Genomic DNA, 24,455 nt, shown 5'->3' on the forward strand with positions numbered 1-24,455 from the left:
CAGCCGACGGGCCGGCTCCGTACCGGAGTAGAAATCCGCCGCATAGCGCTGGGATATGTCCGAGCCTAGCGGGGCCATCGCCCTCTCGGTCATGCGATTCTCGCTCACGATGAGATTGAGCGAGTCCAGCCGCGCGCTTTCGTGCAGTCCGATCAATTCTTCGACGGTTTCCACAGCGGATCCTTTCGAGGGCGACGGGCGCGTTCCAGGGGGTACGAACGGGTCGGGCAGGGGAAAGGGCTACGGGAGACGGCACGCCTTGAGGACTTCCAGGGCCAGGGAGACACCCTGCCGTCCGCCGAGCTCCTCCCCGTACTTCTCGATGATCTTGTTTTCCCGCGGCGTGTCCGACTTCGGACCCCTCGCCTCCGTGCGACGGCGCTGGATTCCGAGGGACACCTCCCGCCTGGCCTTGATCGTCTCGATCAGCAGGCCGTCCAGTTCGTCGATGCGGCTCCGCTGCTCCGCGATGTAGTCCTCAACGCTCTCTGAAATGCGCAAGACTGCCTCCGGCGAGGATTTGGTTCGATCAATTACATGGCATCCGGGGGATGCCTCGGAAAGGCCGTGTGAGTTTCTTCTGCGAGGAGTGGAGAAGAGTTCCCTGGTTCTCGCTGACCGGCGGATGGCCCGCGGCTTTCCCCTCAGGCGTGACCCGCATCATATGCGCCGATATGCGGAGTGCTTTCGCACGCGGGCCCGGAGAGTGATGTGTGACGGTGTCCCCGGAAACGGCGGGCATGGCACCACTCCGTCGTGGCGGCCCGGGGCATCCCCTCCCGGAGCACAACATGTTTTCCGGGTGCACACGAGAGTGGCAGAGAGAACAGTGTCACTGCAAGGGGTGCCGAACCGTCATGATCCAACTGGCCGAAAGGTGTTGGTGCCGTGCGCGAAAGGCGGTGTCCGCCGGACACCGCCGATGCCGGCGTGCGGGTGCCGCGACGGTACTCGGGACCGGCGCGCCGGCCGCCCGCGGACCCGGGACCGGTCGCCGTGCCGAAGAGGTCAGGGCCGGGCGGACGCCATGACCTCGTGACGCAGGGAGCCGTCGAGGAGTGCTCCGGCGGTCTGCCGGAACGCCTCGTCCAGGGGGCGGTCCTCCCGGACGAACGCGACCGTGCGGCGCACGAAGCGGTGGGCGCGGGCGGTGAGCGGACCGAGCCCGTCGGCACCGAGGATGTCCGCGGCCTGGCAGAGCGCCAGGAGGTGGATCGCGGTCACCTCGCCGATCAGGTGGACCGCGGTCCTGGTGTGCCGGGCGGCGATGGTGCCCATGCTGACCTTGTCCTGATTGTGCGCCTCGGTCGACCGGGAGAACGAGCTGACCGGCAGGGTCAGGTGCAGCGCTTCGGCGGTCAGGGCCGAGGCGGCGATCTGCGCGCCCTTGAAGCCGTGGTGCAGTCCGGCCGCGGCGTCGTGGGCCTCCACCGCGGCGGTGAGGTTCGCCGGCAGCCCCACACTGAACTTGGGATCCACCAGCAGTTGCAGCTGCCGGTCCAGCAGGTCGCCCACACCGGCCACGGCCGTGGTCAGCGCGCTCGCGGCCTGGGCCACATGGCCGCCGTAGAAGTTGCCGCTGTTGTGGACGGTGGAGGCGTCCGCGTCGAACAGTGGGTTGTCGTTGGACGAGTTGATCTCGTTGCCGATCCACTGCTCGGCCCACTGGAGGGTGTCGCGCAGGACGCCGATCACATGGGGGGCGCAGCGAATGGAGTAGGGGTCCTGGATACCGCGCCGGAGTTCCAGACAGCCGTCGCCGTCCATCAAGCCGTCTCCCCGGAAGTCGGCGTCGGAGCCGATCAGCGACGATCCGTCGAGGAACCGCCGGATGTTCCCGGCGCTGGCGATCTGGCCCGGATGCGGCTTGTGGAGGTGCGGGAACGCGGCGAACTGGTCCCCGCTGCTCCTGCGCACCTCGGCGGCCATCGCCGTGCAGAGCTCGGCGCACCAGGCGATCTCCCGTGCCTCGGCGGACGCCAGGGCCAGGTAGGCGGACATGAAGGAGGTGCCGTTCACCAGGGCGAGGCCCTCCTTGGCCTGCAGCTCCACCGGCCGCAGGCCGGCCGCGCGCAGCGCCTCGGCGGCCGGTGCCCGTTCCCCCCGGTAGGTGACGACGCCCTCGCCGATGAGTGCGGCGGCCAGATAGCTCAGCGGGGCGAGGTCACCGCTGGCGCCCACCGAACCCCGCTCCGGGATCTGCGGAAGGATGTCGTGGCGCAGCATGTCCAGGATGAGGCGGACGGGCTCCGGCCGGATGGCGGAGTGCCCCCGGGCGGCGCAGTTGGCGCGGATCAGCATGGTCGCGCGAACGACCTCGGGGGGTGCCGCCGGTCCGGTGCCCACGCGCAGGAAGCGCAGCAGGTTCCGCTGCAGGGCCGCCGTCTTCTCCGGGCCGATCTGGCGGTTGCTGCTGTCGCCGAAGCCCGTGGTGACACCGTAGACGGGTATCCCGGAGGCGATCAGGTCCTCCTTGAGGTGCGAGGACCTCTTCATGCGCAGGACCGCCGCTTCGGCCAGGTCCGGGCTCGTGTCCTGCGGGGACAGGGAGATCCGGTGGATGTCGTCCGCGGTCAGGCTGTGACCGTCGAGACGCAGTTCACGCTGTGGGGCGGGAGGGGTGGTACGCATGGGAGTGTCCTTCCTTTCGGATCACGCGGATGACGTTCGAGGTGCCGGGGCGCCGTGCCCGTGCCCCGGGTGTCGCCGGCTCAGGCCGTGCCGGTCCCGTGCCGCGGCGGTCCGGCCTCCTGCCCGGCGGACGGCTGTTCACCGGATGCCACCTGCCCGCCGCCCGCCGGGAGCCCGTCCCTCACGCGGGCGCGGAGCAGGTCCCTGCGGACCTTCCCGACGGCGTTGCGCGGCATCTCCGTGACCAGTTCGAGCCGGCTGGGCCAGTACCACCCGGTCATGCCGCGCGCGTCGAGGAACTTGCGCAGGCCGGCGAGCGTGGGCGCGGTCGAGGAGGGCACGACGACCGCGCAGGCGAGTTCGTCGCCCAACTCATCCCGGTATCCGACGAGGACGACGTCCTCCACCTCGGGGTGGGCGAGCAGTTCCGTCTCGACGTCGTTGACCGGGATCATGAAGGAACCGCCGATACGGTCCGCGACGCGGCCGATGACGCGCAGACCGCCCCGTCCGTCCGGGACCGCCAGATCACCGGTGTCGTACCAGCCGTCGTCCGCGTCGGCCGTCACGCGCGGACGGCCACCGTCCCGGCCGAGGGTCGCCAGGCACACTCCGCCACCGCGGACGAAGAGCCGGGCCGGCTGCTCGGGGGTGGGCGGGGCACCGGACTCGGACCGGAAGTCCAGTTCCAGCCCGGCGCCCGGCCTGCCGTCGCTGCGCGCACCCCACAGCGGCGGATCGTCATGGCGGGTCCACGTGTGACCGGGGACCTCGGTCATCCCCCACAGGGTGCGCAGCGGCACCCCCCAGGTCCGCGGGACGGACGCGACCAGCGGGCCGGGGACCGTGGTCGCGCCGCTGAGCACCATGCGCAGCGGCGGAGCCGGCCGTGAGCGGTCCTCGGCCTCGGCGACGAGCGCGGCGATGAACGGCGGTGCGCCCGCCAGGACGGTGGTCCCGGTCTCCGCGAGGATGCCGAGCGCGTCCTCGGGGTCCCAGACGTCACAGAGCACCGAGGTGCCGCCGGCCAGCAGCGGGATCAGGATGTTGTACATCATGCCGAAGACATGGGTCAGCGCCTGCGTGGTGAAGAACCGGTCCCGGGGACCCAGGCCCTCCGCCCGGACCACCGCCGAGGCTCCGGCGTACAAGGTGTTGAACGAATGGAGGACACCCTTGGGTTCGCCGGAGGTGCCCGACGTGAACAGAGCGACGGCGACCCGGTTCGGGTCCTCGGCGGGAGCCTCGCCGAGCGCCGTGGTCCGCCCCTCCCGCGGGCGCTCGAAGTGACGGCCGAAGTCCACCGCTCCCGGCGGGGTCTCGCCGTCGGTGATGATCACGCGGTGCCGGAGCCCCGGCAGCCGGTCCGCCATCCCGGCCACCGCGTCCGCGTACCGCCTCTCACCCCACCGGTCGACCGTGACGAACACACCGGCCTCCAGCCGTGCCAGCATGCGCTCCACCTCGCGCGGACCGATGGTCATCATGATCGGCGCGAAGACCGCACCGACGCGTTCGCAGGCCAGCAGCAGGGCGCTCACCTGCCACCAGTTCGGCAGCTGCACGGCGACGACCTGCCCCGGTACGACGTCCAGTTCGCTCAGCGCGCAGGCGAACCGCTCGACGTGATCGCCGAAGTCCCGGTACGTGAGCCGGCGGACGCCTGTGCCCTTTTGATGGGCGATCACCGCGATGGCCTCCGGTGTCTCGTCCCGCCATCTCCGCAGATCCGCCAGTGGTCCCTCGCGCCGCCAGACACCCGCCGCGCAGTGATCGCGCACCGCCCGCCGATCGGGCCGCAGCTCGGACAGGAGCATTCGCTCTCCCTCTCTTTTTCGTGATCACGACTACGGCGACCCCGTCGCTCGTGTCGTCGCGGAAGACTTTGCACACTGACCGTGTGGTCGCAGTATCGACACACGGTGGAGTTCGGTGACTGTTTCTCCAACAGGAGCACAACGTTCATATCGGAGCGCGCCTGGAACTCTCCGGTGTCCGGGCGCCCGTTCAGGAGCCCGGCAAGCGGGCCCGCACGGTGGATGAGGAAGAGGTTCCTCCGGTAAATTGCGTGCAGCGCCTGCAATGCGGCAGACCGTCACCGAGCCGACCGGATCGCGGCGGCAGGTGGGAAACCCGGCTCCGGCCGGTCACCGTACAGCACCCGGACACAATATTTGACTGCCTGACGAGAATTCACACGATGTGTTATCCCTTGTGCGGTGGTGCCGACCACGAGAGGGCGGCCGGGCTCCGCGACCGCACCCACTCCTGCCCGGCAGGGGACATGATGTCCGCACGTACGAAGACGACGGTGGCCGCGGGCGGCGCGGCGGTGCTTCTCGCCGTCACCGCGGTGGTCGGGGGCGCGACCGGCGCCTCGGCCTCCGGCATCGGCAAGGGCTACGTCCCGGTCTGCGCCCAGGGCAACTACGGCGTGACGGCCGAGTTCCCCCACCGCGGCGGCATCAGCACCACCTGCATCCCCCGCGGGACCTGCTCCTGTGGGTACTGGGGCGGTACCTCCCGGGAGCCGATCGAGGTCACCGGCTGGTTCAACACCTCCGACAACAGCTTCAAGGCCGGCGCCGTCTGGTACAAGGGCAACTCCTCGGGCATCGGGATCGGGGCCGAGGGGACCACGAGCAACGGAGGCGCGGGCGCCTACATGGTGACCTGGCAGCGGCCGGCCGGGCAGGGGCCGTCACGGTGTCCCTCCGGGAGGAGAGGCCCGCGGGATCCATGACGGCCCCCTGCCGCTACGGGGAACGGATACATTGCACGGCATGCCACCTGTACGCGTACAGCTTGTTCCGATGAGCGCCGCCGAGTACGAGGAGTTCCTGGCGTCCGCCGTGCCCGGCTATGCCGACGAGAAGGTGAAGGCGGGGACCTGGACGCGGGAGGAGTCGCTCGCCAGGGCGCGCGAGGCGTTCGCCGGGCTGCTCCCGGACGGGCTCGCCACCCCGGACAACCACCTGTTCACCGCCCGGGACGCGCGCGGGGGCCGGCCGGTGGCACGGTTGTGGTTCGCCATGAGCGGCGAGCCGGGACGCGGACAGGCGTACATCTACGACATCGCCGTGGACGCGGGCCTGCGGGGCCGCGGCTACGGCCGGGCCACGATGACGGCCGGCATCGAGGAGGCGCGCCGGGCCGGAGCGTCCTCGGTGGGACTGCACGTGTTCGGGAGCAACGCGGTGGCGCGGTCGCTGTACGCCTCGCTGGGTTTCCACGAGGTCGGCGTGATCATGTCGCTGCCGCTCGGCCCGTGACGGTCCGCGGCCTGAAGTGGGGCTTCCCACTTTTTCACACTGTCCCGGCGGGAGAAGGTGTGTTCTGGCGGAGAGCGGGTAGTGTTTCCGGCGGCACGCGAGGTCATGCCTCATGAGCAGGTCGCGTGCGGTGTCCGTCCTGTCCGTCACCTGCGTCAGCGGAGGAAACATGCCTGTGTCCGACGAGTTCGAGGTCGAGATCGTGGAAGAGCCCCGTACCGGGAGTGTCGCGGCCCGGGAGGGCGCCACGCGCCCGCCGACCTGGACCCGCGAGTCCGCCACGCGCCCGCCGACCTGGTAGGTCACGGCCGAAGGCCGCCGGGTGGCGGCCTTCGGTGTCCGGACACCGGGTCTCCTGTCCGGACACCGGGGCTCGCGGTGTGCGGCCCGGACCTCACCGGGGTCCGGGCCGCACATCCGGCCCGGTACCGCCGTTCGATGCGAGTCGTGGGGAAAGGACGGCGACACGGTGGAGTCCGTCTTCGAGGCGGCGGAGCACTTCCTGCTCCGCGCACCGGTCCTGCCGAAGAACTGGGCCGCGCACACGCCCGAGCGGTTCGGGGACGACCTCTCCTACGCACGGGCACTGCTTTCGGACCCCGGCTTCCGCGAGGCACTGCTGACGTCGAGTCCGTCCCTCGCGCGGGCCGTGACGTCCCTGGCGGCCGGGGATGGTGCGCTCTCCACCCGCAGACGGCGCAGCGTGACGCGTTCCCTGCTGCGCTACCAGCTGCGCGCGGCGGGACGGCCCACACCGTTCGGCCTGCTGGCCGGGGTGGCCGTCGGCACCTTCGGTGCCCGGCCCGCGTTCACCCTGGGCCGGCGCCACCGCAAGAGCGTGCGCCCGGACGCCCTCTGGCTCAACGCCGGGCTCAACGAGCGGGAAAGCGACCCGGAAGCGCTCAAGACGGCTCGGCTGCACGTCAGCGACGTGCTGTCACCGCGTACGGACACCGTGGTTCTTCCGCTGTCCCTGCACGAGGAGAGTGCCGTCCGGCGCGGGATCAAACTCACCCGCGCCGTCGACGCCGTCCTCCGCCACGCCCGCACCCCCGTCGCCCATCCCGACCTCGTCGCCGCTCTCGTACGGGAGTTCCCGACGGTCCCGCGCGACCGTGCCGTGGCACTGGTCGCCACCCTGGTACGGGCCGGCGTGCTCCTCACGGACCTGCGCCCCGCGCCGGGCGCGGTGACACCCCCGGACGGGCCCGCCGCGGGACTGTTCCACGACCGGCTCGCGACGGTGTACGACGCGATGCGAAGGTTCGAGGCCGCGCCGCCGGGCGAGGGCGAGCCGGCGCTCCGGCAGCTCGCCGAGACGGCCGGCACCGGGAACGCGGCCCACGTGGACCTCGCCCTCGACGCGCGGGTCGTGCTGCCCGACGAGGTCGCCCGGGAGGCCGAGCGGGCGGCGACCGTGCTGTGGCGGCTGTCCTCGCCGGACACCGCCTCCCGGCTCGCGCTGAAGGCGTACCACCAGGAGTTCCTCGAGCGTTACGGCGTGGGGGAGGTGGTGCCGCTGCGCCGTCTGCTGGATCCCGACTCGGGCCTGGGCGCACCGGCCGGGTACGAGTCCCCGGGCGCCCACCGGACGGCTCCCGCGGGCCCCGCGCCGAGTCCCGCGCGCCGGGAGGCGCTCGCGACGCTGCTCCTGCGGGCGGTGGCGCAGAAGCAGCCCTGTGTGATGCTGGACGACGACATGATCGACCGGCTCGGCCACGACGGGGGAGAGACCCCCGCCTCCGCCGACCTGCTGCTCTCCCTGACCGCGGACTCGCCGGACGATCTGCGCGCCGGACGGTTCCTGCTGGCCCCCAATCCGCTGACCGCCACGCAGCGGGCGGGAATGGCCTGGGGCCGCTTCGCCCACCTTCCCGGAGTGGAGGACGCGCTCACGGCGATCGTCGGGCGGTCGCTCCCCGACGGCGGGGACGACGGGCCCCTGCCGGTCCAGCTCGCCTACGCGCCGCACGACCCCCGGCACGGCAACGTCCTCGGCACCCGGCAGGTGCTCGCCCACCGCGTGTCCGCCGGCCTCTTCTGCGACGGGACCGGCGAGAACCTCGGCGTGACCGGGATCGGGGTGATCGCGGACGCGTCCCGGTTCCGCCTGCTGGACATGGAGTCGGGCCGGGAGGTCCTCCCCGTGCCGCTGTCCGCGCACAACCTGCGGACGGCCCCGGACACCGCCCGGTTCCTGCACGACGTGGCCATGATGGACGTCCGCACCATCAGCCCCTGGGACTGGGACGCGCTCAAGGACTCCCCCTACCTCCCGGAGATCAGATACGGGCGCACGATCCTCAGCCCGGCCACCTGGCGGCTCACCGCCGGGACCCTGGGCGGCGAGGGAGGCGGGACCGGCCGCCCCGGGGACCTGCGCGCGGCGGTACGGGCCTGGCAGTCCCTGTGGAACGCGCCCGACCGTCTCCGGATCACCGAAGCGGACCAGCAGATCCCCGTCGACCTGTCACTCGCCTCGCACCGGGAACTGCTGTGGGACGAGTGCCGAAAGGGCGACCGCGTCGTCCTGCACGGCCATCCGTCGCCCGATCCGGACAGGGGATGGCTCGCCGGACCGTCCGGATTCCACGAGGCGGAGGTGGTCGTCTCCGTCCTCCCGCGGCGAACGGCCGGCGCCACCCCCCTGTCCGCGCCCGTGCGGACGCCTCCCGTACGCACCCCGCCGCCCGGGACGGCGGAGGAGCATGTGTGGCTCTCGGCGTTCCTGTACGGATCGCTCGAAGGCCAGCAGGAGCTCCTGGCCGGTCATGTCGCGCCCTGGGCCGCCGCACTCGCCGGTGACGACACACTGCGGTGGTTCTACGTCCGGTACGCCGACCCCGCGTTGGGACGGCCGCACCTGCGGCTGCGCGTGCGCGCCCCGCGGGAGCGGTGGGGCGGCACGGTCGTGCCGGCCTTCCGCGACTGGGCCCGCGGGCTGCTCGCGGCGGGCGCCGTCAACGACGTGGCCGTGCACCCCTACCGGCCGGAGACCGAACGCTACGGCGGCGCCGATCTGATGGACTCGGCCGAGCGCGTCTTCCACCTGGACAGCATGCTCGCCCTGGAACGGCTGGACCAGCACAGCCCGGCCCGCGTGGCCCCCGGCATCGTGACCCTGGTCAGGGTGTTCCACGGAGAGAACGCGCGGGACGGCGACGACTGGCTGCTCCGCGCGGTCCCGAAGGACGAGGAACTGCACCGTGCCTGCGCCCGGCAGCGCCGGGACATGCGGCAGGCCGTCGGCCCGCGGACCGGGCCGCCGTCGTCCGAGCTGGAAGCGCGCTGGCGGTCGGCCCTGGCGGACTACGGGGCGCGGGTACGGCGGACCGCCGCCGGCCGGCCCTGGACGGACCCCACGTCCGTCCTGCGCGCCGTGGCCCACATGCACTGCAACCGGCGGCTGCGCCTGGCCGCCGGACGCCGGGCGGAGGCGGAGGTGTACGCCCTGGCCCGCGGGGCCGTACAGGCCGGCCGGGACCGGGACCGGGCGGCGGCGCGGCGGCACGCCATCACCGGAGACGTCGGTACCGACGCGATCGCGGGACCCGCGTAAAGCATCTGCTGTACGCTGGGGCGCATGTCCAAGACAGTGACCATCCGCGTCCCCGACGAGGTGCACGCCAGGCTCCAGGAGCGGGCGAACCAGGAGGGCACCACCGTCACCGCGCTGCTCACGGAGGCCGCGATGCGTGACCCCCGGCTCTCCTCCCCGGCCTCACTGGCCCGCGCCGCGGAATGGGCGCGCCGGCACGCCGGGGAGTTCGCCGAGGCCTTCCCCGACGAGGAGCCCGCCGCCGGAGACCACCCCCACCGGGTGAACGCCGCCTGATGGAGCTCCTGATCGACCTGGCGTGGCTGCTGGACCGGCAGGCGTTGATCATGCCCCGCGAGCCGGACGTCGCCGACTACTCGGCGCTCGCGGCGGCCGTGCAGCGACACCGTGTGAACACGCCGCGCATCGGCTACGAACCGGACAGCGCCTGGCGGGCCGCGGCCCTGCTGGTGACCCTCGCCCGCGAGGAACCGCTGCCGGCCCGCAACTCCTTCTTCGCCGCCCTCGTGGCCGTGGAGTACATGGCCGACGCCGGGGAAGCGGTCGACCCTCCGTACGGGGAACTGCCCGACCTGGTGGCCAGGACGCGTATGTACAAGGCCGACGTGTACACCGTCGCCGAGCAGCTGCGCGCCTGGCGCGTCTGAGGGGTGCCGTTCGGACCGGGCCGGCTCCGGTGAGCCCCCGAGCGCACCGGAACGGCCGGCGGGCGGCGGCGACGTCGCCGCCCGCCCCAGGGGTGTTCCCGTGACCGACCGGGACGGCGACGGGCACACCGGCGCGCAGGCGGCCGGCCCGGGTGGTGAGGACGTCCGCGCGCGGCCCGTCCCGGAATCCCGGCCCGCCTGACGGAAAACCACGGCCCGACCCTCTCGGTAGGGTGTGCCCGATTTGACACAGTGACTGCACCGGTGTGACACCTCATATGTTTCTCACCCTTACGTGAGGAGCGGCTCCCGCACATGGCGTCATTGACAGGGCTTCGGGTGGTGGTCGAAGATCACTCACGTCGTCGCGGTGCCGAAACGAATCACTGGCGGTTCCCGGCCGTGCCACTGTTGATCCGTCATGTGTCTCTGGAGGAGCCTGGTCGACGAGCAGTGCCCCCTTCCCCCTCCCCCCTTCACCTCTGACCGAACGGGGCGGCCGAGTCGTAAAGACGCGGCAGCGGAGCCGTCTCCCCGGTATCCCCACAACGTGTGAAAAAGGCGCCCCCGTGGAGGGCGGACGCCTCGTCCGTGTCCGATGCACACGCTTCACCGTCGCAGCCGAATTCGCGGTCACCGCTGTGCCGTTCGAGCCGTCGGAACGGCGATCGCCTCCCCGGAACAGCCCCGGCACGCCCCCACCCCGCGGTGACCCCGCCGGCCCCCGGGCCCCATGCCCGTGTCCCGTCGCGCAGGACAGGAAAGGTCAGGTCCCCCCATGCGGAACGCCCGCCGCACCGCCCCCGTCCCCCCGTCCCCGCTGCCCGCCGAAGGGCCCGCCGCCGGTCCGGCGGTCCATCCGGCCTCCTTCGCCCAGCAGCGGCTGTGGTTCCTGGCGCAACTGCCCGGCGCGGCGTCCGCGTACAACGAGACCGTCTGCCACTCGCTGCGCGGTCCGCTGCGCCGTGACATCCTCCAGCGGGCACTGGACGAGCTGAGCGACCGTCACGAGGCGCTGCGCACACGGCTGGTGGAGGACGCCGGAGCCGTGTTCCAGTACGTCGACCCGCCCGGCGCGGGCTACGCGCTGACGGTCGAGGACCTCACGGGGGCGGACGATCCCGCCGCACGCCTGGCCGCGGTCCAGGCCGACGAGGCCGGCGCACCGTTCGACCTGACGGCCGGCCCGCTGGCCCGCGGCCGCCTCGTCGTGCTCGGCCCCGACCACCACGCACTGCTGCTGACGTTCCACCACAGCGTCTACGACGGCCAGTCGATGAACGTCATGATGCGGGAACTCGGCTCGGTGTACGAGGCACTGCTCCGGGGAACCGGAAACCCGCTGCCTCCCCTTCGGACGCAGTACACCGACCACGCGCGGGCCCGGCGCGAGGCCGTGCTCGGCGGTGCCCTCGCCGGACAGGAGGAGTACTGGCGGCGCGCCCTGGACGGCGCGCCCCCCTTGCTGGACCTTCCCGCGGACCGGCCCCGCCCGCCGGAGCAGGACTTCACGGGGGGACGGGTCGACTTCGACCTCGACGCCGGGACCACGGCGGCCCTGCGGGCACTGGCCCGGCGGCACGGCGGCACCCTCTACGTCGCCCTGCTCACCGGATGGGCGGCCCTCCTGTCGCGGCTGACGGGCGGCTCCGACATCGTTATCGGAAGCCCGGTCGCCAACCGGCGCGGCCCGGAAGCCGCACAGCTCATCGGCTTCCTCGTCAACTCCCTCGCCCTGCGGATCGATCTGTCCGGCTCACCCACCGCCGAGGAGGCCCTCACCCGGGCGCGAGCCGTCGTCCGTGACGGCCTCGCCCACCAGGACCTGCCCTTCGAACGGGTCGTCGAACTGGTCAACCCGCCGCGCAGCGCGTCTCATTCACCCCTCTTCCAGACCATGCTGGCCTGGCAGCCCGAGCGCGGCGGCCTGCTCCACCTGCCCGGTGTCCGGGCCGCACCGCTGCCGATCGACCACGCCCCGGCCAAGTTCGACCTCGTGCTGTCGGCCACCGAGACGGACGGGCGGATCGTCGGGCACCTCGACTACGCGACGGCGCTGTTCGACCGGGCCACCGTCCTGCGATGGGCGGACCACCTCAGGCGGCTGCTCGGCGACATGGCCCGCCACCCCGGCCGCGAGATCGCCGCACTGGAACTGATGGGGGAGCGGGAGCGCCGCCGCCTCGTCGCCGACTGGGACACCGTGGCGCGCGACGAGGACGGCCCGCACCGCGCGAAGGGCGGGACCACCGCACCGGCCGGACGGGACACGGAGCCGCAGGACACGGCCGGCCCCCCGGCGGTGCCCTTCGGCTCCGCGTCCGGGCTCGTCGAACTCTTCGAGGCCCAGGTACGCGCCCGCCCCGGACAGCGGGCGGTCCGCTGCCGCGACCGGTCCCTGGACTACGCCGCACTGGAACGGCGGGCCAACCGCCTCGCACAGGCCCTCGTCGCCCGGTCCGTCCGCCCGGGGGACGTCGTCGGACTGCACGCGACCCGCGGCTGCGACCTGGTGGTGGGCGTCCTCGGCATCCTCAAGGCGGGCGCGGCCTACCTCCCCCTCGACCCCGGCCAGCCCCGGGAACGCCTGACCGGCATGGCCGAGGACGCCGCCTGCCCGCTGGTGCTCAGCGACCACGACGCCGCCCACCGGCCGGCCGGCTGGCTGGACCTGGCCGCGGTCGAGGCGGAGGGCACCGACGGCGGGCGGCCCCCCGCCGTCGCCCACGCACCGGACCGGCTCGCGTACGTGATCTTCACCTCCGGGTCCACGGGCCGGCCCAAGGGCGTCGCCGTCGAACACCGCAGCGTGCTCAACCTGTTCGCCGCCTGGCAGACCCGCATGGGGGCACCCGCCGGTGAGGCCGGCTCCGCCTGGTCCGGCATCGGCTTCGACGCGTCGGTCCACGAACTGCTGCTGCCGCTGACCACCGGCGGCGTCCTGCACATCGTTCCCGAGGAACTGCGCGGCGACCCCGGGGCGCTCCTGGACTGGATGCGCGAGCACGGCATCGAGCAGGCCTTCCTGCCCCCGGCCTACGTCAAGTGGATCGACGAGGACCCCGCCCGGCGCCTGCGGGGACTGCGGCTGCGCCGGCTCCTGACCGGAGTCGAGTCGCTGACCGAGGCCGCGCTGCACCGCATGACACGGCACCTGCCGGGCCTGCGGATCTGCTTCGGCTACGGACCCACCGAGGCCACCCTCTACAGCACCGCGTACTACGACCCCCGGCCCCTGGAACGGCAGTGCCCGATCGGCCGCCCGCTGCCCGGCACCCGCCTGTACATCCTGGACTCCCGGATGCGGCCCGTCCCGCCCGGCGTGGTGGGCGAGGTGTACCTCGGCGGCGCCGGCCTGGCCCGCGGCTACCTCAACCGCCCCGACCTGACCGAGGAACGCTTCCTGCCCGACCCGTTCGTGCCGGGAGAGCGCGTCTACCGCACCGGGGACCTCGCCCGACGCCTGCCGGACGGCCACGCGCACTACGTCGGACGCGCCGACGACCAGGTCAAACTGCGGGGCTTCAGGATCGAGCCCGCCGAGATCGAGGCGGCGCTCACCGCACTGCCCGGCGTCCGCGAGGCGGTGGTGCTGGCCGACCGCGACGCCACCGGCCGGACCCGGCTGGTCGCCGGGATCGGGCGGGGCACCGCCCCGCCCCGCGGCACCCACGAATGGCGCACCGCCCTGGCGCGCCGGCTGCCCGACTACATGATCCCGGCGGTCTTCGCCGACCTGCCCCGGCTCCCCCTCAACCGCAGCGGCAAACTGGACCGCGCCGAACTGCTGCGCCTCGCCCGGGAACAAGGGGCGGACCAGGTCAACACGGCGAACCCGCGTGACCACGTCGAGCACGCCCTGTACCGCATATGGCGGGACGTCCTGGCGCACCCCGGCATCGGCATCACCGACAACTTCTTCGACGTGGGAGGAACCTCCCTGTCCGCGATCAAGGTGGCCCACGCCGTCGCCGAGACCTTCGGCCGGCGGATCCCCGTGGCCGAGATCATGCTGCGCCCCACCATCGAGTCCCTCGGCGCACTGCTGCGCGGCGACGCCGCCCACCGCGCGCCGGGCAGCGTCATCGAGTTCCGCCCCGGCCGGGACGCCCGCGTCGTCTGCGTGCACCCGGCGGGAGGCACCGCGTTCTGCTACCTCCCGCTGGCCACGCTCCTGCCCGACACGGTCGGCGTGTACGGGATCCAGTCCCCGGGCGTCAACCCCGGTGAGGACGTCCTGCCCACCGTGGAGGCCATGGCCGAGGAGTACCTGCGGCTCCTGGGACCCCTGGACGGCGGCCCGGTGGTCCTGACCGGCCTGTCCTACGGCGGTCTCGTCGCCCACGAGATGGGGCGGCTGCTCGCGCGGACCGGACGCGCCGACGTCGGCGTCGTCCTCCTCGACACCCAGGCCACCGCGGACGAAGCCGCCCGCACGCAGATCACCGCCGTGGACATGGCGGAGTTCCGCGACAAACTCGTGAGGTTCAACGGGATGTACCCCGGCATCGACGACGCACAGGTGGAGCGGTACTTCCGCATCTACAACCACAACCGGCTGACCGCCCGCGACCACCTGCCCGCCGGCTCCCCGGCACGGACCGTCCTCGCCCAGGCCGTCCCCGGCGGCCACGACACCCCCGCCCACGCCGAGGTGCGCGACTTCTGGCGCTCCCGGGCCCGGGGGGACTTCCGGGTGGAGACCGTGGACTGCGACCACTGGGAGATGCTGGAGAACGCCGGCGCCGCCCGGATCGCCGGGATCGTCGCCGCCGAACTCGCCCACCACGGCACCCCCGCACCCGCGGCGCCCGCCCCGGCGAGGGCGGTGCGATGAACGACCGCGCCCACGCCACCACGCCCGGCCCGCTGGCCGACGCCGTCCTCGCCCAGGCCCGCCGCACCCCCGACGCACCCGCCGTCGAGGACGGCGCGGTCGTCCTCGACTACGCCGCACTCGACCGGGCCGCCGCCCGCGTGGCCGACCGGCTGCGCGCGGCAGGCGTCGGCCCCGGACAGCCGGTCGCCGTCCGGCTGCCCCGCTCCTGGCGCCTGGTGTGCGTCATGCTCGGCATCCGCCGCGCCGGCGCGACCGTCGTACCGCTGGACCGCCTCAGCCCGCCCGGACGGCAGCGGCACATCCTCGAGGACTCGGGAGCCGTCGCCGTCGTCCACGAGTCCACCGACCGGCAGGCCCTCCCCGGCCACCTGACCGCCCTCACCGCCGAACCGCTCCTCGACCGGGACACGCCGGACATCCCCGAGGCCGCGCGGCACACCACCGAACAACCGCACCCGGCCCAGTCGGGGCCCGGTTTCGTCTTCTACACCTCCGGCACCACCGGCCGCCCCAAGGGCGTCGAGGTCACCGACGACGGCGTACTGCGCCTGGCCGCACCCGGCTACATCGACCTGGGGCCGGGCCGCCGCTACGGCTGCCTGTCCAATCCCGCGTTCGACGCGCTCAGCTTCGAGATCTGGACGCCCCTGCTCACCGGCGGCACCTGTGTCGTCCTCGGCGACGAGGAGGCCGGCCGCCCCGACCTGCTCGCCGCCGCGCTGCGCGAGCGCCGCGTCGACACCCTGTTCATCACGGCCGCCCTGTTCAACGCCGTCGTGGACAAGGTCCCCGACTGCTTCTCGCACACCGGCCAGGTCCTCACCGGCGGCGAACAGCTCAACGCGCGCGTCGTCCGCCGCTGGTACAGGGACAACCCCGATTCCCGTACGGTCCTGTACAACGCCTACGGACCGACCGAGGCGGCCACGTTCGCCCTGAGCCACGCCGTGCCCCGGGACTTCGACGGCGACACGGTGCCCATCGGCACCCCCCTGCCCGGTACCGGCGTGCTGCTGCGCACCGAGGACGGCCGCACCGCGGAACCGGGAGAGGTCGCCGAACTGCTGCTGTCCGGACCGGCCCTGGCCCTGGGCTACCGCAACCTGCCCGAGGAGACCGCGCGGCGCTTCGTACGGCTGCCGCACGAGGACGGCGGCGAACGCCGCTGGTACCGCACCGGCGACCTGGTCCGCCAGGACGCCGACGGCCTGGTGACCTACGTCGGCCGCGCCGACCGGCAGGTCAAGGTGCGTGGCTTCCGCATCGAACCCGGAGAGGTCGAACGCCAGATCCTGGCACTCCCCGCCGTCCGCCAGGCGTACGTGTGCACCCGCCGCGACGACGACGGCCGCAACGAGCTGCTCGCCTTCCTCACCCCCGGCGAGGACCTGTCCTACGACGCCTACGACCGGCACCTCGCCGCCTCCCTGCCGTCGTACATGCGGCCCCACCACACCCACCTGGTCGGCGAACTGCCCCTGAACGCCAACGGCAAGGTGGACCGCGACGCCCTCCTGGCCGCCGCCGGCGCCCCCTGGCGCGGCGACCACCGCGACGACCCGCCCGCCGACGCCGGCCGGCGGCGCGTCCTGGACCTCGCGCAGGAGGTGCTCGCGGTCACCGGCCTCGGGCCCGGCGACCGCTGGATACCCAGTGGCGGCGACTCGCTCAAAGCCCTCCGCTTCCGGTTCGAGGCCCTGCGGCGGTTCGCCGTCGACCTCCCGCAGGAACTGGTTCTGCGCGCCGACTTCGCCACCCTCGCCGACGCCCTCCTCGCCCCGGACGCCGCCACCGGCGAGCACCCGCCCGTACCCGTCACCGGCGAGCGGGCCGCGCCCGCCACCGGCGAGCAGGAACGCCTGTGGCTGATGCACCGCCGGGACCCCGCGGACCGGTCCTACGACGTCCCGCTCGCCTTCCGGGTCGACGGCACCGTCGACCCCGGGGCCCTGCACGGCGCGCTGAGCCGGCTGGTGGAGCGGCACCCGGCACTGCGGACCCGCCTCGTGCCCGCACCACACGGCCTGACACAGGAGGTGGGCGCCCCCTACGACCCGTGGCGGCCGGTCGAGGCCCGCGACGGCGAGGACCCCCGCACGACCGTCGAGCGCTTCTTCGCCCCCGCCTTCGACCTCGGCCGGGGCCGCCTGCTGCGGGCGGCCTGGCTGCCGTACGACGGCGGCGGACTCCTCCTGCTCCACCTGCACCACATCGCCGTCGACGGCTGGTCGCTGAGCATCCTCTTCCGCGACCTCGCCGCCGACTACGCCGCCGCGGTGGACGGCCGTCCACCCTCCGCGCCCCCGCCACAGGCCGTCACCACCCTGGACCTCGCCCACTGGCAGCGGACCTGGCACGACAGCCCCGGCTACCGGCGCCGCCGGGCCCGCCTGCGCGCCCACTACGAGCGGACCGCCCCTCCCTCCCCCACCCCGGAGCCGGCCGACGCGCCCGCACCGCGCACCGCCCGCCTGCTGCGCACCCCGGTCGACCCGGTCCGCCGCGGCGCGCTGGACCGGCTCACCGCGCGGCTCGGCCTGACCAGGTTCCAGGTGCTGCTGTCCGCGTTCGCCTGGAGCGTGTACGGCGTCACCGGCCGAACCCGCCCCCTCGTCGCCGCCCCGGTCGCGAACCGGTCCCTGCCCGAGTTCGACGACGTGGTCGGCATGTTCGCCAACACGGTGCTGCTGCCCCTGGCGACCGACCCGGATGCCCCGCTGCGCTCCCTGCTCGAGCGGCACTCCGACACGGCCCGCGCCGTACTGGACGGGCAGGAGGTCGCCCTCGCCGACGTCCTCGCCGACCACGCCTTCCACGACGGCGGCCCCCTGTTCGACTTCCTGTTCGTCCTGGAGAACACCGAGTTCTCGGCACTGCGGCTGCCCGGCTGCGCCGTCCGGCCGGAACACCTCCGGCCGCTGGGCGCCAAGTGCGCGCTGACCCTGTCCGTGGTGGAGCACGAGGCCGGCCTCGACTGCCTGTGGGAGTACCGGGACGACTTCGGCGCCGACCGCGTCGAAGCCGCCGCCCGCCTCTTCCGCGACGCCCTGGACCGGCTCACCGACGAGACCGACGCCACCCTGCGCGACCTGGTCGCCCCCTACCGGCACGCCCTTCCCGACCCCGGCCGGGGAGCCGCGAGGACACCGGACTTCACCACCGTCGCCGAGGGCTTCGCCCGGCAGGCGCGACGCACCCCCCACGCCCCGGCCGTCACCGACGGGACGACGACGCTCACCTACGCCGAACTCGACGCGCGGGCCGCCGCCCTCGCCGCCGAACTGCGCCACCGCCTGCCCGCCGACCCCGCGGCGCCGGCCGCGGCCGCCCTGTACCTGGAACCCTCGGCCGGACACGTGGTGGCCCTCCTCGCCGCCGCCCGCCTCAACCTGACCGTCGTCCCCCTGGACCCGTCCTACCCGCCGTCCCTGCTCCGGCACGTCCTCACGCAGGCCGACCCGGTGTGCGTCCTGGTCGACCCGGACCGGGCCGGGGCACTCGACACGCTCGCGCCGCCCGGCCTGCCACGGCACCCCGTCACCCTCGCCGGCGCCCCTGCTCCCGGCCGGGCGCCCGCCACCACCCCGCACCGGGCCCTGCGCCCGCTGTACACCCTGTTCACCTCCGGCTCCACCGGAACCCCCAAGGGCGTCCAGGTCTCCGACCGGACCCTGTGCAACCTGCTGACCTGGCAGCGCACGGACGGCGGCCTGGACCGTGCCGCCGTCACCCAGCAGTTCTCGATGCTGTCCTTCGACGTCTCCTTCCAGGAGATCTTCTCCACCCTCTGCTCCGGCGGCCTGCTGCGCCTGGTGCGGCCCGACTGGCGGCAGGACATGCCCGCCCTGCTGGAGCAGCTGGAGAGCGGGGGAGCGGAACGCATCTTCCTGCCGTACGTGGCCCTGCAACTGCTCGCCGAACACGGCGCGCGCACCGGCCGCCACCCGTCCCGGCTGCGCGAAGTGATCACCGCGGGCGAACAGCTGGTGTGCACCGACGCCATTCGCCGCTGGTTCGCCGGACTGGACGGGGCCCGGCTGTTCAACCACTACGGCCCCACCGAGACCCACGTCGTCTCCGCCCTGTGCCTGGAGGGCGACCCCGCCGCCTGGCCGCTGCGCCCGGCCATCGGCCGGCCGGTCGCCGGCGCCGTGCTACGGGTGGTCGACGACGGCGGGCTCCCCGTCCCGCCGGGCGTGACGGGCAGGCTGCTGATCGGCGGCCCCATGACGGCCCGCTGCTACCTGGGCGACACCGGCCTCAACCGCACCCGCTTCACCGACGACCCGCACCTCGGGCTGCTCTACCGCAGCGGCGACCTCGCCCGCTTCGACACACAAGGGTTGCTGCACTACGCCGGCCGCGAGGACGGCCAGGTCAAGGTGAGCGGACACCGGCTCGAACTGGGCCAGGTCGAGGCCGCCCTGCTGCGCTACCCCGGTGTCACGAACGCGGTCGCCGCCGTGGCCGACGGCGCCCTGGTGGCCTGCCTGCAGTACCGGGACGCCGACGACCCCGACCCCGACCCCGCGGACCTGGACCGGCACCTGTCCGGCCTGCTCCCCTCCTTCGTACGCGTGAGCCGGTTCCGCAGGCTGACCTCCCTGCCCCGCACCCCGAGCGGCAAACTGGACCGCCTGGCCGCACCCACCGCCGCCGGACACGACCTGCGGGCGCCGCTCACCGCGGCCCCGGCGGCCTCGGCGCTGGAGGGCCGCCTGGCCGCGCTGTTCGAGGAGGCGACCGGCAGGGCCGTCGCGGTGGACCGGCGGTACTTCGACGCCGGGGCCACCAGCCTGGACCTGATGCGGTTCCAGCTGCGCTGCGCCCAGGAGGGCGACCTGCCCTTCACCGTGCCCGACCTGTTCGACCAGGTCACGCTCCGGTCCCTGGCCCGCCTCGTGGAGGCCCGGCACGCACCCCTCGACCGGGCCGCGTCCGACGGTCCGTCCCGCGCCGACCGCGCGCCCCGCGACCGGGCCGGGACCGACGGTCCGCCCCGCGCCAACCGCGCGTCCCGCGACCGAGCTGGGTCCGACGGCCCGTCCCGCGCTGCCGACCACGCGCCCCTCGACCGAGCCGCGTCCGCCGACGACGCCCCCGCGGACATGCCGCCCCCCGCCGACGACGCACCCGGTGCCGCCGCGCACCCCCGCGCCGTCCCCGGCGCGGGACGGCCGTCCGTGTGGCCCCCCGACGAGCCGATCGCCGTCGTGGGCATGGCCGTCCGGCTCCCCGGAGCCGTCGACCTGGCCTCCTTCTGGGACCTGGTCACCTCCGGCGGACGGGGCATCGAGCACTTCGAGGCCACCGCCGGCCGCGTGGGAGCCCGCAGCCAACTCGACGGCCCGCTGGCCTTCGACCCGGCCCGCTTCACCATCAGTCCGCAGGAAGCCCGGCTGATGGACCCGCAACAGCGTCACCTGCTGATGGCGTGCGCGCAGGCGCTGGCGCACGCCGGTGTCGCCGCTCCCGACGCACACCGTACGGGCCTGGTGGCCGCCTGCGGCGAGAACACGTACTTCCAGACCATGCTGCGTGAGGCCGACCCGGCGGCGCTGCCGGACTCCTTCCGGCTGGCCCTGCACCACGAGAAGGACTTCCTCGCCACCAAGGCCGCCTACCACCTCGGTCTGACCGGGCCCGCGTTCACCGTGCAGTCGGCGTGCTCCAGCTCCCTCGTCGGCGTGCACGTCGCCGCCGGGCTGCTGCGCCAAGGCGACGCGGACGTGATGCTCGCCGGCGGCGTCCTCGTCGACCCCCACCTCACCGACGGCTACGTCTACCGGCCGCAGCACATCTTCTCGCCGGACGGCCACTGCCGGCCCTTCAGCGCGGACGCGGCCGGCACCGTCGGCGCGAGCGGGGTGGGCGTCGTCGTCCTCAAACCGCTCACCGCGGCCCGCCGGGACGGCGACACCGTGTACGCGGTCGTCACCGGCTCCGGCGTCAACAACGACGGCTCCGCCAAGCTCGGTTACAGCGCCCCCTCGCCGGCCGGACAGCAGGCCGCGCTGCGCACCGCCCTGCTCCGCAGCGGCCGCGCCGCCGCGGAGGTCGGGTACGTGGAGGCGCACGGCACCGGTACCCGCCTCGGCGACCCGGTGGAGGCCGCCGCGCTGCGCCAGGCCTACGGCCTGCCCGGCGACGCGCGGCTCGCGCTGTCGTCCGCCAAGAGCCAGCTCGGGCACCTCGGCGCGGCCGCGGGCGTGGTGGGCCTGGTGCGGGCGGTGCTCGCCGTGCACCACGGGACCGTCCCGCCGACGGTGGACTTCGACCGCCTCAACCCGGAGATCGAGGACGGGCCGTTCCGGATACCGACCGCCGCCGAACCCTGGCCGGACGGCATCCCGCGCGTGGCCGCGGTGAGCAGTTTCGGCATCGGCGGCACCAACGCGCACCTGCTGCTGGAGAAGCCGCAGGACGCCCCGGACCGGGACCCGCACGAAGGGCCCGGCCCCGTCCCCTGTCTGGTGCTGTCGGGCAGTTCGCCGGCCGCCCTGCGCGCGGACGCCCGCCGCATCGCCGACCACCTCGACGCCCACCCGGAGGACTACCCCCAGGTCCTGCGCCACCTCCAGGCGGGCCGCCCGGCGCTCGCCCACCGGGCGGCGGCGGTCTGCCCCGACGCGGCGGCCGCGGTGTCCTGGCTGCGCTCCCTCGACCCGGCGGCCGCGCCCGCACCGGCGCTCCCCCCGGAGCCGGGGGCCGAGGTGCCGGCCCGGGGCCGCGACGCGCGGGAACTCGCCGAGGCGTGGACGGCGGGACACACCCTCGTCTGGCCGGCCGGTCCGGCGCAGCCGCCGTGGGACTTCCCGCCACCCGCGTTCGACCTGGCCGAGTACGACGTCCCGCGCGCCGCGCCCCGGACCCCTCCCGCCGGGCCCACGCCGGACGCCACCGGCCAGGACGCCCCCGAGCGGCTTCCCGCCGACCGGTGGCTGCACCAGTTGCAGTGGGCGCGGCTGCGCAGGGCCCGTACCGGCACGGCCGGCACCGGGCGGACCGTCGTGGTGGTCGCCGCGCCGCAGACCGGCCCGGCCGCGTGGCGGGAACTGGAGCGGTCCGGCGCCCGAGTGGTGCGGGTACGGGCCGGGAAGACCCTCACCCGTCACGGCGACGACCGCTACGACGCCGACCCCGCCGACGCCGCGCACCTCGCCGCCGTCCTCGCCGACGTCACCGCGACGGCCGGGACGGACGGCGTCGACTGGCTGCACGCGCTTCCCCTGGCCATCGACGGCGAGGTCGGCGAAGGCTCGCTCGGCATCGCACGCCGGGCCTGCCTCGACACGGTCGCCGCGCTGTGCCGGGCCCTGGCGGACGTCCCGGACGGACAGCGGCCGCGGGTGTGGCTGCTCTCCCAGCAGGCGCAGCCCGTCACCGGAGCCGTCCGGCGCCCGGAGGCCGGCCTGCTCGCCGCGGCGACCGAGATCCCCCGGCAGGAGCTGCGGCTGACCGTCCGCTGGGCCGACCTGCCCGGCCCGGACCCGGCCGCCTGGGCACCGTACCTGCCCGGCCTGCTGTTCGACGGCACGCCCGCCCGGCAGGTCGTCGCCCTGCGCGACGGCTACTGGTGGCACCGCCACGCCGAGCCCGTTCCCGCGCCGCCCGCCGAGGACCGCGGGCGGCGCCCGGAGGACAGCGGCACCCATCTGATCCTGGGCGGTACCGGAGGCATCGGCACCAGCATCGCCGCGCACCTGCTGCGCGAGCCCGGCAACCGGGTCGTCCTGCTGGCCCGCCGGGCCGTCCTGCCGACGGCGCTGGAACCGTTCGCCGCGCGGGTGTCCCTGGTGGCGGCGGACCTCGCCGACGAGGACCTCGACCGCGTCGCGGACCGTCTCGCGCCCCACCTGGACGGGCTCGTCGGCGTGGTGCACGCGGCCGGTACGGCCGCCGGGGCGCTGCTGACGCGACGGGATCCCGTCGCCGCCGGGCGGGCGACCGCGGCCAAGCTGCGCGGCGCCCTGCTGGTCGAGCGGCTGATCGCCCGCCACGAACCCGACCACGTCGTCCACTGCTCGTCCATGGCGGCCCTGTTCGGCGGTGTCGGCCAGTTCGACTACGCGGCGGCCAACGGCCTGCTCGACGCCTTCGCCCACTACCTGCCCGACGGCGACACCGGCCGCACCGTCCGCTGCGGCATCGGCTGGGACGCCTGGCGGGAGGTCGGCATGGCGCAGAGCGCGCTCGGCCGGGACGCCCGGCACCAGCGGCACCTGGCCGTCGCCCTCACCCCGCAGGACGGCGTGCGGGTGTTCGCCCAGGCGCTGGAGCTGCGGCTGCCCCACCTGATGGTGAACACCACACCGCTGGAGCGGGCACGGCACTTCTACGAACCGGCGCGTGCCGTACCCGGGGCGCCCGAGGGCCCCCCGCGCGGCGAGGACACCGCGGCCCCGGACGGGGTCCCGGCGCCGGCGGACCTCGCGGCCGAACTGACCGCCGCCGTGTGCGAACTGCTCGGCGTCACCGGCCTCGACCCCGAGGCGTCCCTGTACGACCTCGGCGCGGACTCGCTGGCCCTGCTGGAGCTCGTGGACGAGGTGAAGCGGCGCTGCGGCGCCGATCTCGACCTGTCCCGGCTCAGCCACCGCGTCAGCCTCACCGAGATCCTCGGCCACCTCCGGGCGTCCGTCCGCCGCTCCCCGGCCGCCGGTGCCGCGGTGCGGGCCGAGGTGTGGCAGCGCGGCACCGGCCGCGACGTGCTCTGCCTGATCCACCCCGTCGGCGGCGACATCCAGGCCTACCGGCCGCTGGTGTCGGCGCTGGACGAGCGGCTGACGGTGTGCCTGATCGCCGATCCGGCGCTGCGCGACCCCGGCGAGCCCGCCCGGTCGATCTCCGAGCGCGCCGGCCGCTATCTGGCGGCCGTCCGCGCCGCGTTCCCCGATCCGGGGCTGCGGCTGAGCCTGGGCGGCTGGTCGTTCGGGGCCTGGACGGCCCTGTCGATGGCGTCCGCCGCCGAACGGGACGGCCGTCCCGTGCACGGCCTCTACCTGCTCGACCCGCCGCCGCCGTCCGCCGCGGAGCCGTCCGCCGTCCACGACGACCGCCAGGTGGACGCCGTCTTCGCACGCGAGCTGAGCGGCAACCGCGGCGGTGAACTGTCCGCGCGGGGACGGGACTACGCCGAGCGCCTCGCCCGGTGCTGCCGGGCCAACCTGGCCGCCATGGCCGAGCACCGGCTGCCCCGGCTGACCGGCACCCCGGCGACCGTCTGGCTCGCCGAGCGGCCCGTCCGGGACGTGGCGTCCCTCGCGCCCGCCCGGTCCGCGGCGGCCGACTGGGAACCCCATCTGCCCCCGCCCGTCCGCGTCCTGCGCGTGGACGCGGACCACTACACGCTCGTCGCACCCCCGCACGTCCGGGCCGTCGCCGCCGTCATCGAGGAGGACCTCGCCCGCCGCGCCCCGGCCGGCCCCCGGCCCGACGGCACCCCCGGGCGCCGGACACCCCTCCCGCACCCCCGCTGAGCCCGGCGCCCCCGAGGAGACACCCAC

The 24,455-nt window shown here is 74.4% G+C and carries 11 protein-coding genes; 8 read left to right on the plus strand and 3 right to left on the minus strand.

The annotated features are described in order from the left end of the window. Positions 1–240: 240 nt before the first annotated feature. From ACH5AO_RS23700 to ACH5AO_RS23710, 3 genes are all read right to left on the minus strand, one after another. On the minus strand, positions 241–501 hold the full coding sequence (locus ACH5AO_RS23700) for a chorismate mutase (protein ID WP_210977454.1): 261 nt from the start codon (positions 499–501) through the stop codon (positions 241–243). Positions 502–1,008: 507 nt separating this feature from the next. Continuing rightward, positions 1,009–2,631 (minus strand): histidine ammonia-lyase, encoded by a 1,623-nt coding sequence (gene hutH, locus ACH5AO_RS23705; protein ID WP_398927744.1) that lies wholly within the window; start codon positions 2,629–2,631, stop codon positions 1,009–1,011. Positions 2,632–2,711: 80 nt separating this feature from the next. Next, positions 2,712–4,448 carry an AMP-binding protein gene (locus tag ACH5AO_RS23710; protein WP_398927746.1) on the minus strand — a complete coding sequence of 579 codons (1,737 nt, stop codon included), beginning with the start codon at positions 4,446–4,448 and terminating at the stop codon, positions 2,712–2,714. 470 nt (positions 4,449–4,918) lie between these two features. Between ACH5AO_RS23710 and ACH5AO_RS23715 the strand changes: the two genes are divergently transcribed. The 8 genes from ACH5AO_RS23715 to ACH5AO_RS23750 all read left to right on the plus strand — a co-directional run bounded on the left by ACH5AO_RS23715 (position 4,919) and on the right by ACH5AO_RS23750 (position 24,428). Then, positions 4,919–5,374 (plus strand): hypothetical protein, encoded by a 456-nt coding sequence (locus ACH5AO_RS23715; RefSeq protein WP_398927748.1) that lies wholly within the window; start codon positions 4,919–4,921, stop codon positions 5,372–5,374. Between the two features lie 40 nt (positions 5,375–5,414). Then, the gene (locus tag ACH5AO_RS23720; protein ID WP_398927750.1) at positions 5,415–5,903 is read left to right on the plus strand and encodes a GNAT family N-acetyltransferase; all 489 of its coding nucleotides are present in this window, start codon (positions 5,415–5,417) and stop codon (positions 5,901–5,903) included. A 112-nt stretch (positions 5,904–6,015) separates the two neighbouring features. Further along, positions 6,016–6,204 (plus strand): hypothetical protein, encoded by a 189-nt coding sequence (locus ACH5AO_RS23725; protein ID WP_398927752.1) that lies wholly within the window; start codon positions 6,016–6,018, stop codon positions 6,202–6,204. Positions 6,205–6,372: 168 nt separating this feature from the next. Then, the gene (locus ACH5AO_RS23730) at positions 6,373–9,462 is read left to right on the plus strand and encodes a lantibiotic dehydratase (RefSeq protein ID WP_398927754.1); all 3,090 of its coding nucleotides are present in this window, start codon (positions 6,373–6,375) and stop codon (positions 9,460–9,462) included. A 24-nt stretch (positions 9,463–9,486) separates the two neighbouring features. Next, entirely contained in the window at positions 9,487–9,738 is a 252-nt protein-coding gene (locus tag ACH5AO_RS23735) for a hypothetical protein (RefSeq protein ID WP_398927756.1), read from the plus strand. Further along, positions 9,738–10,109: a toxin Doc gene (locus tag ACH5AO_RS23740; protein WP_398927758.1), complete on the plus strand. Its 372-nt coding sequence runs from the start codon at positions 9,738–9,740 to the stop codon at positions 10,107–10,109. The genes ACH5AO_RS23735 and ACH5AO_RS23740 overlap by 1 nt, the downstream gene beginning before the upstream one ends. Before the next feature lie 778 nt (positions 10,110–10,887). After that, positions 10,888–14,946 carry an amino acid adenylation domain-containing protein gene (locus tag ACH5AO_RS23745; protein ID WP_398927760.1) on the plus strand — a complete coding sequence of 1,353 codons (4,059 nt, stop codon included), beginning with the start codon at positions 10,888–10,890 and terminating at the stop codon, positions 14,944–14,946. Continuing rightward, positions 14,943–24,428 carry an amino acid adenylation domain-containing protein gene (locus ACH5AO_RS23750; RefSeq protein WP_398927762.1) on the plus strand — a complete coding sequence of 3,162 codons (9,486 nt, stop codon included), beginning with the start codon at positions 14,943–14,945 and terminating at the stop codon, positions 24,426–24,428. Before ACH5AO_RS23745 ends, ACH5AO_RS23750 begins: the two co-directional genes overlap by 4 nt. Positions 24,429–24,455 lie beyond the last annotated feature (27 nt).

This window comes from Streptomyces sp. NPDC018964, from assembly GCF_044390325.1.
GTDB lineage: Bacteria > Actinomycetota > Actinomycetes > Streptomycetales > Streptomycetaceae > Streptomyces.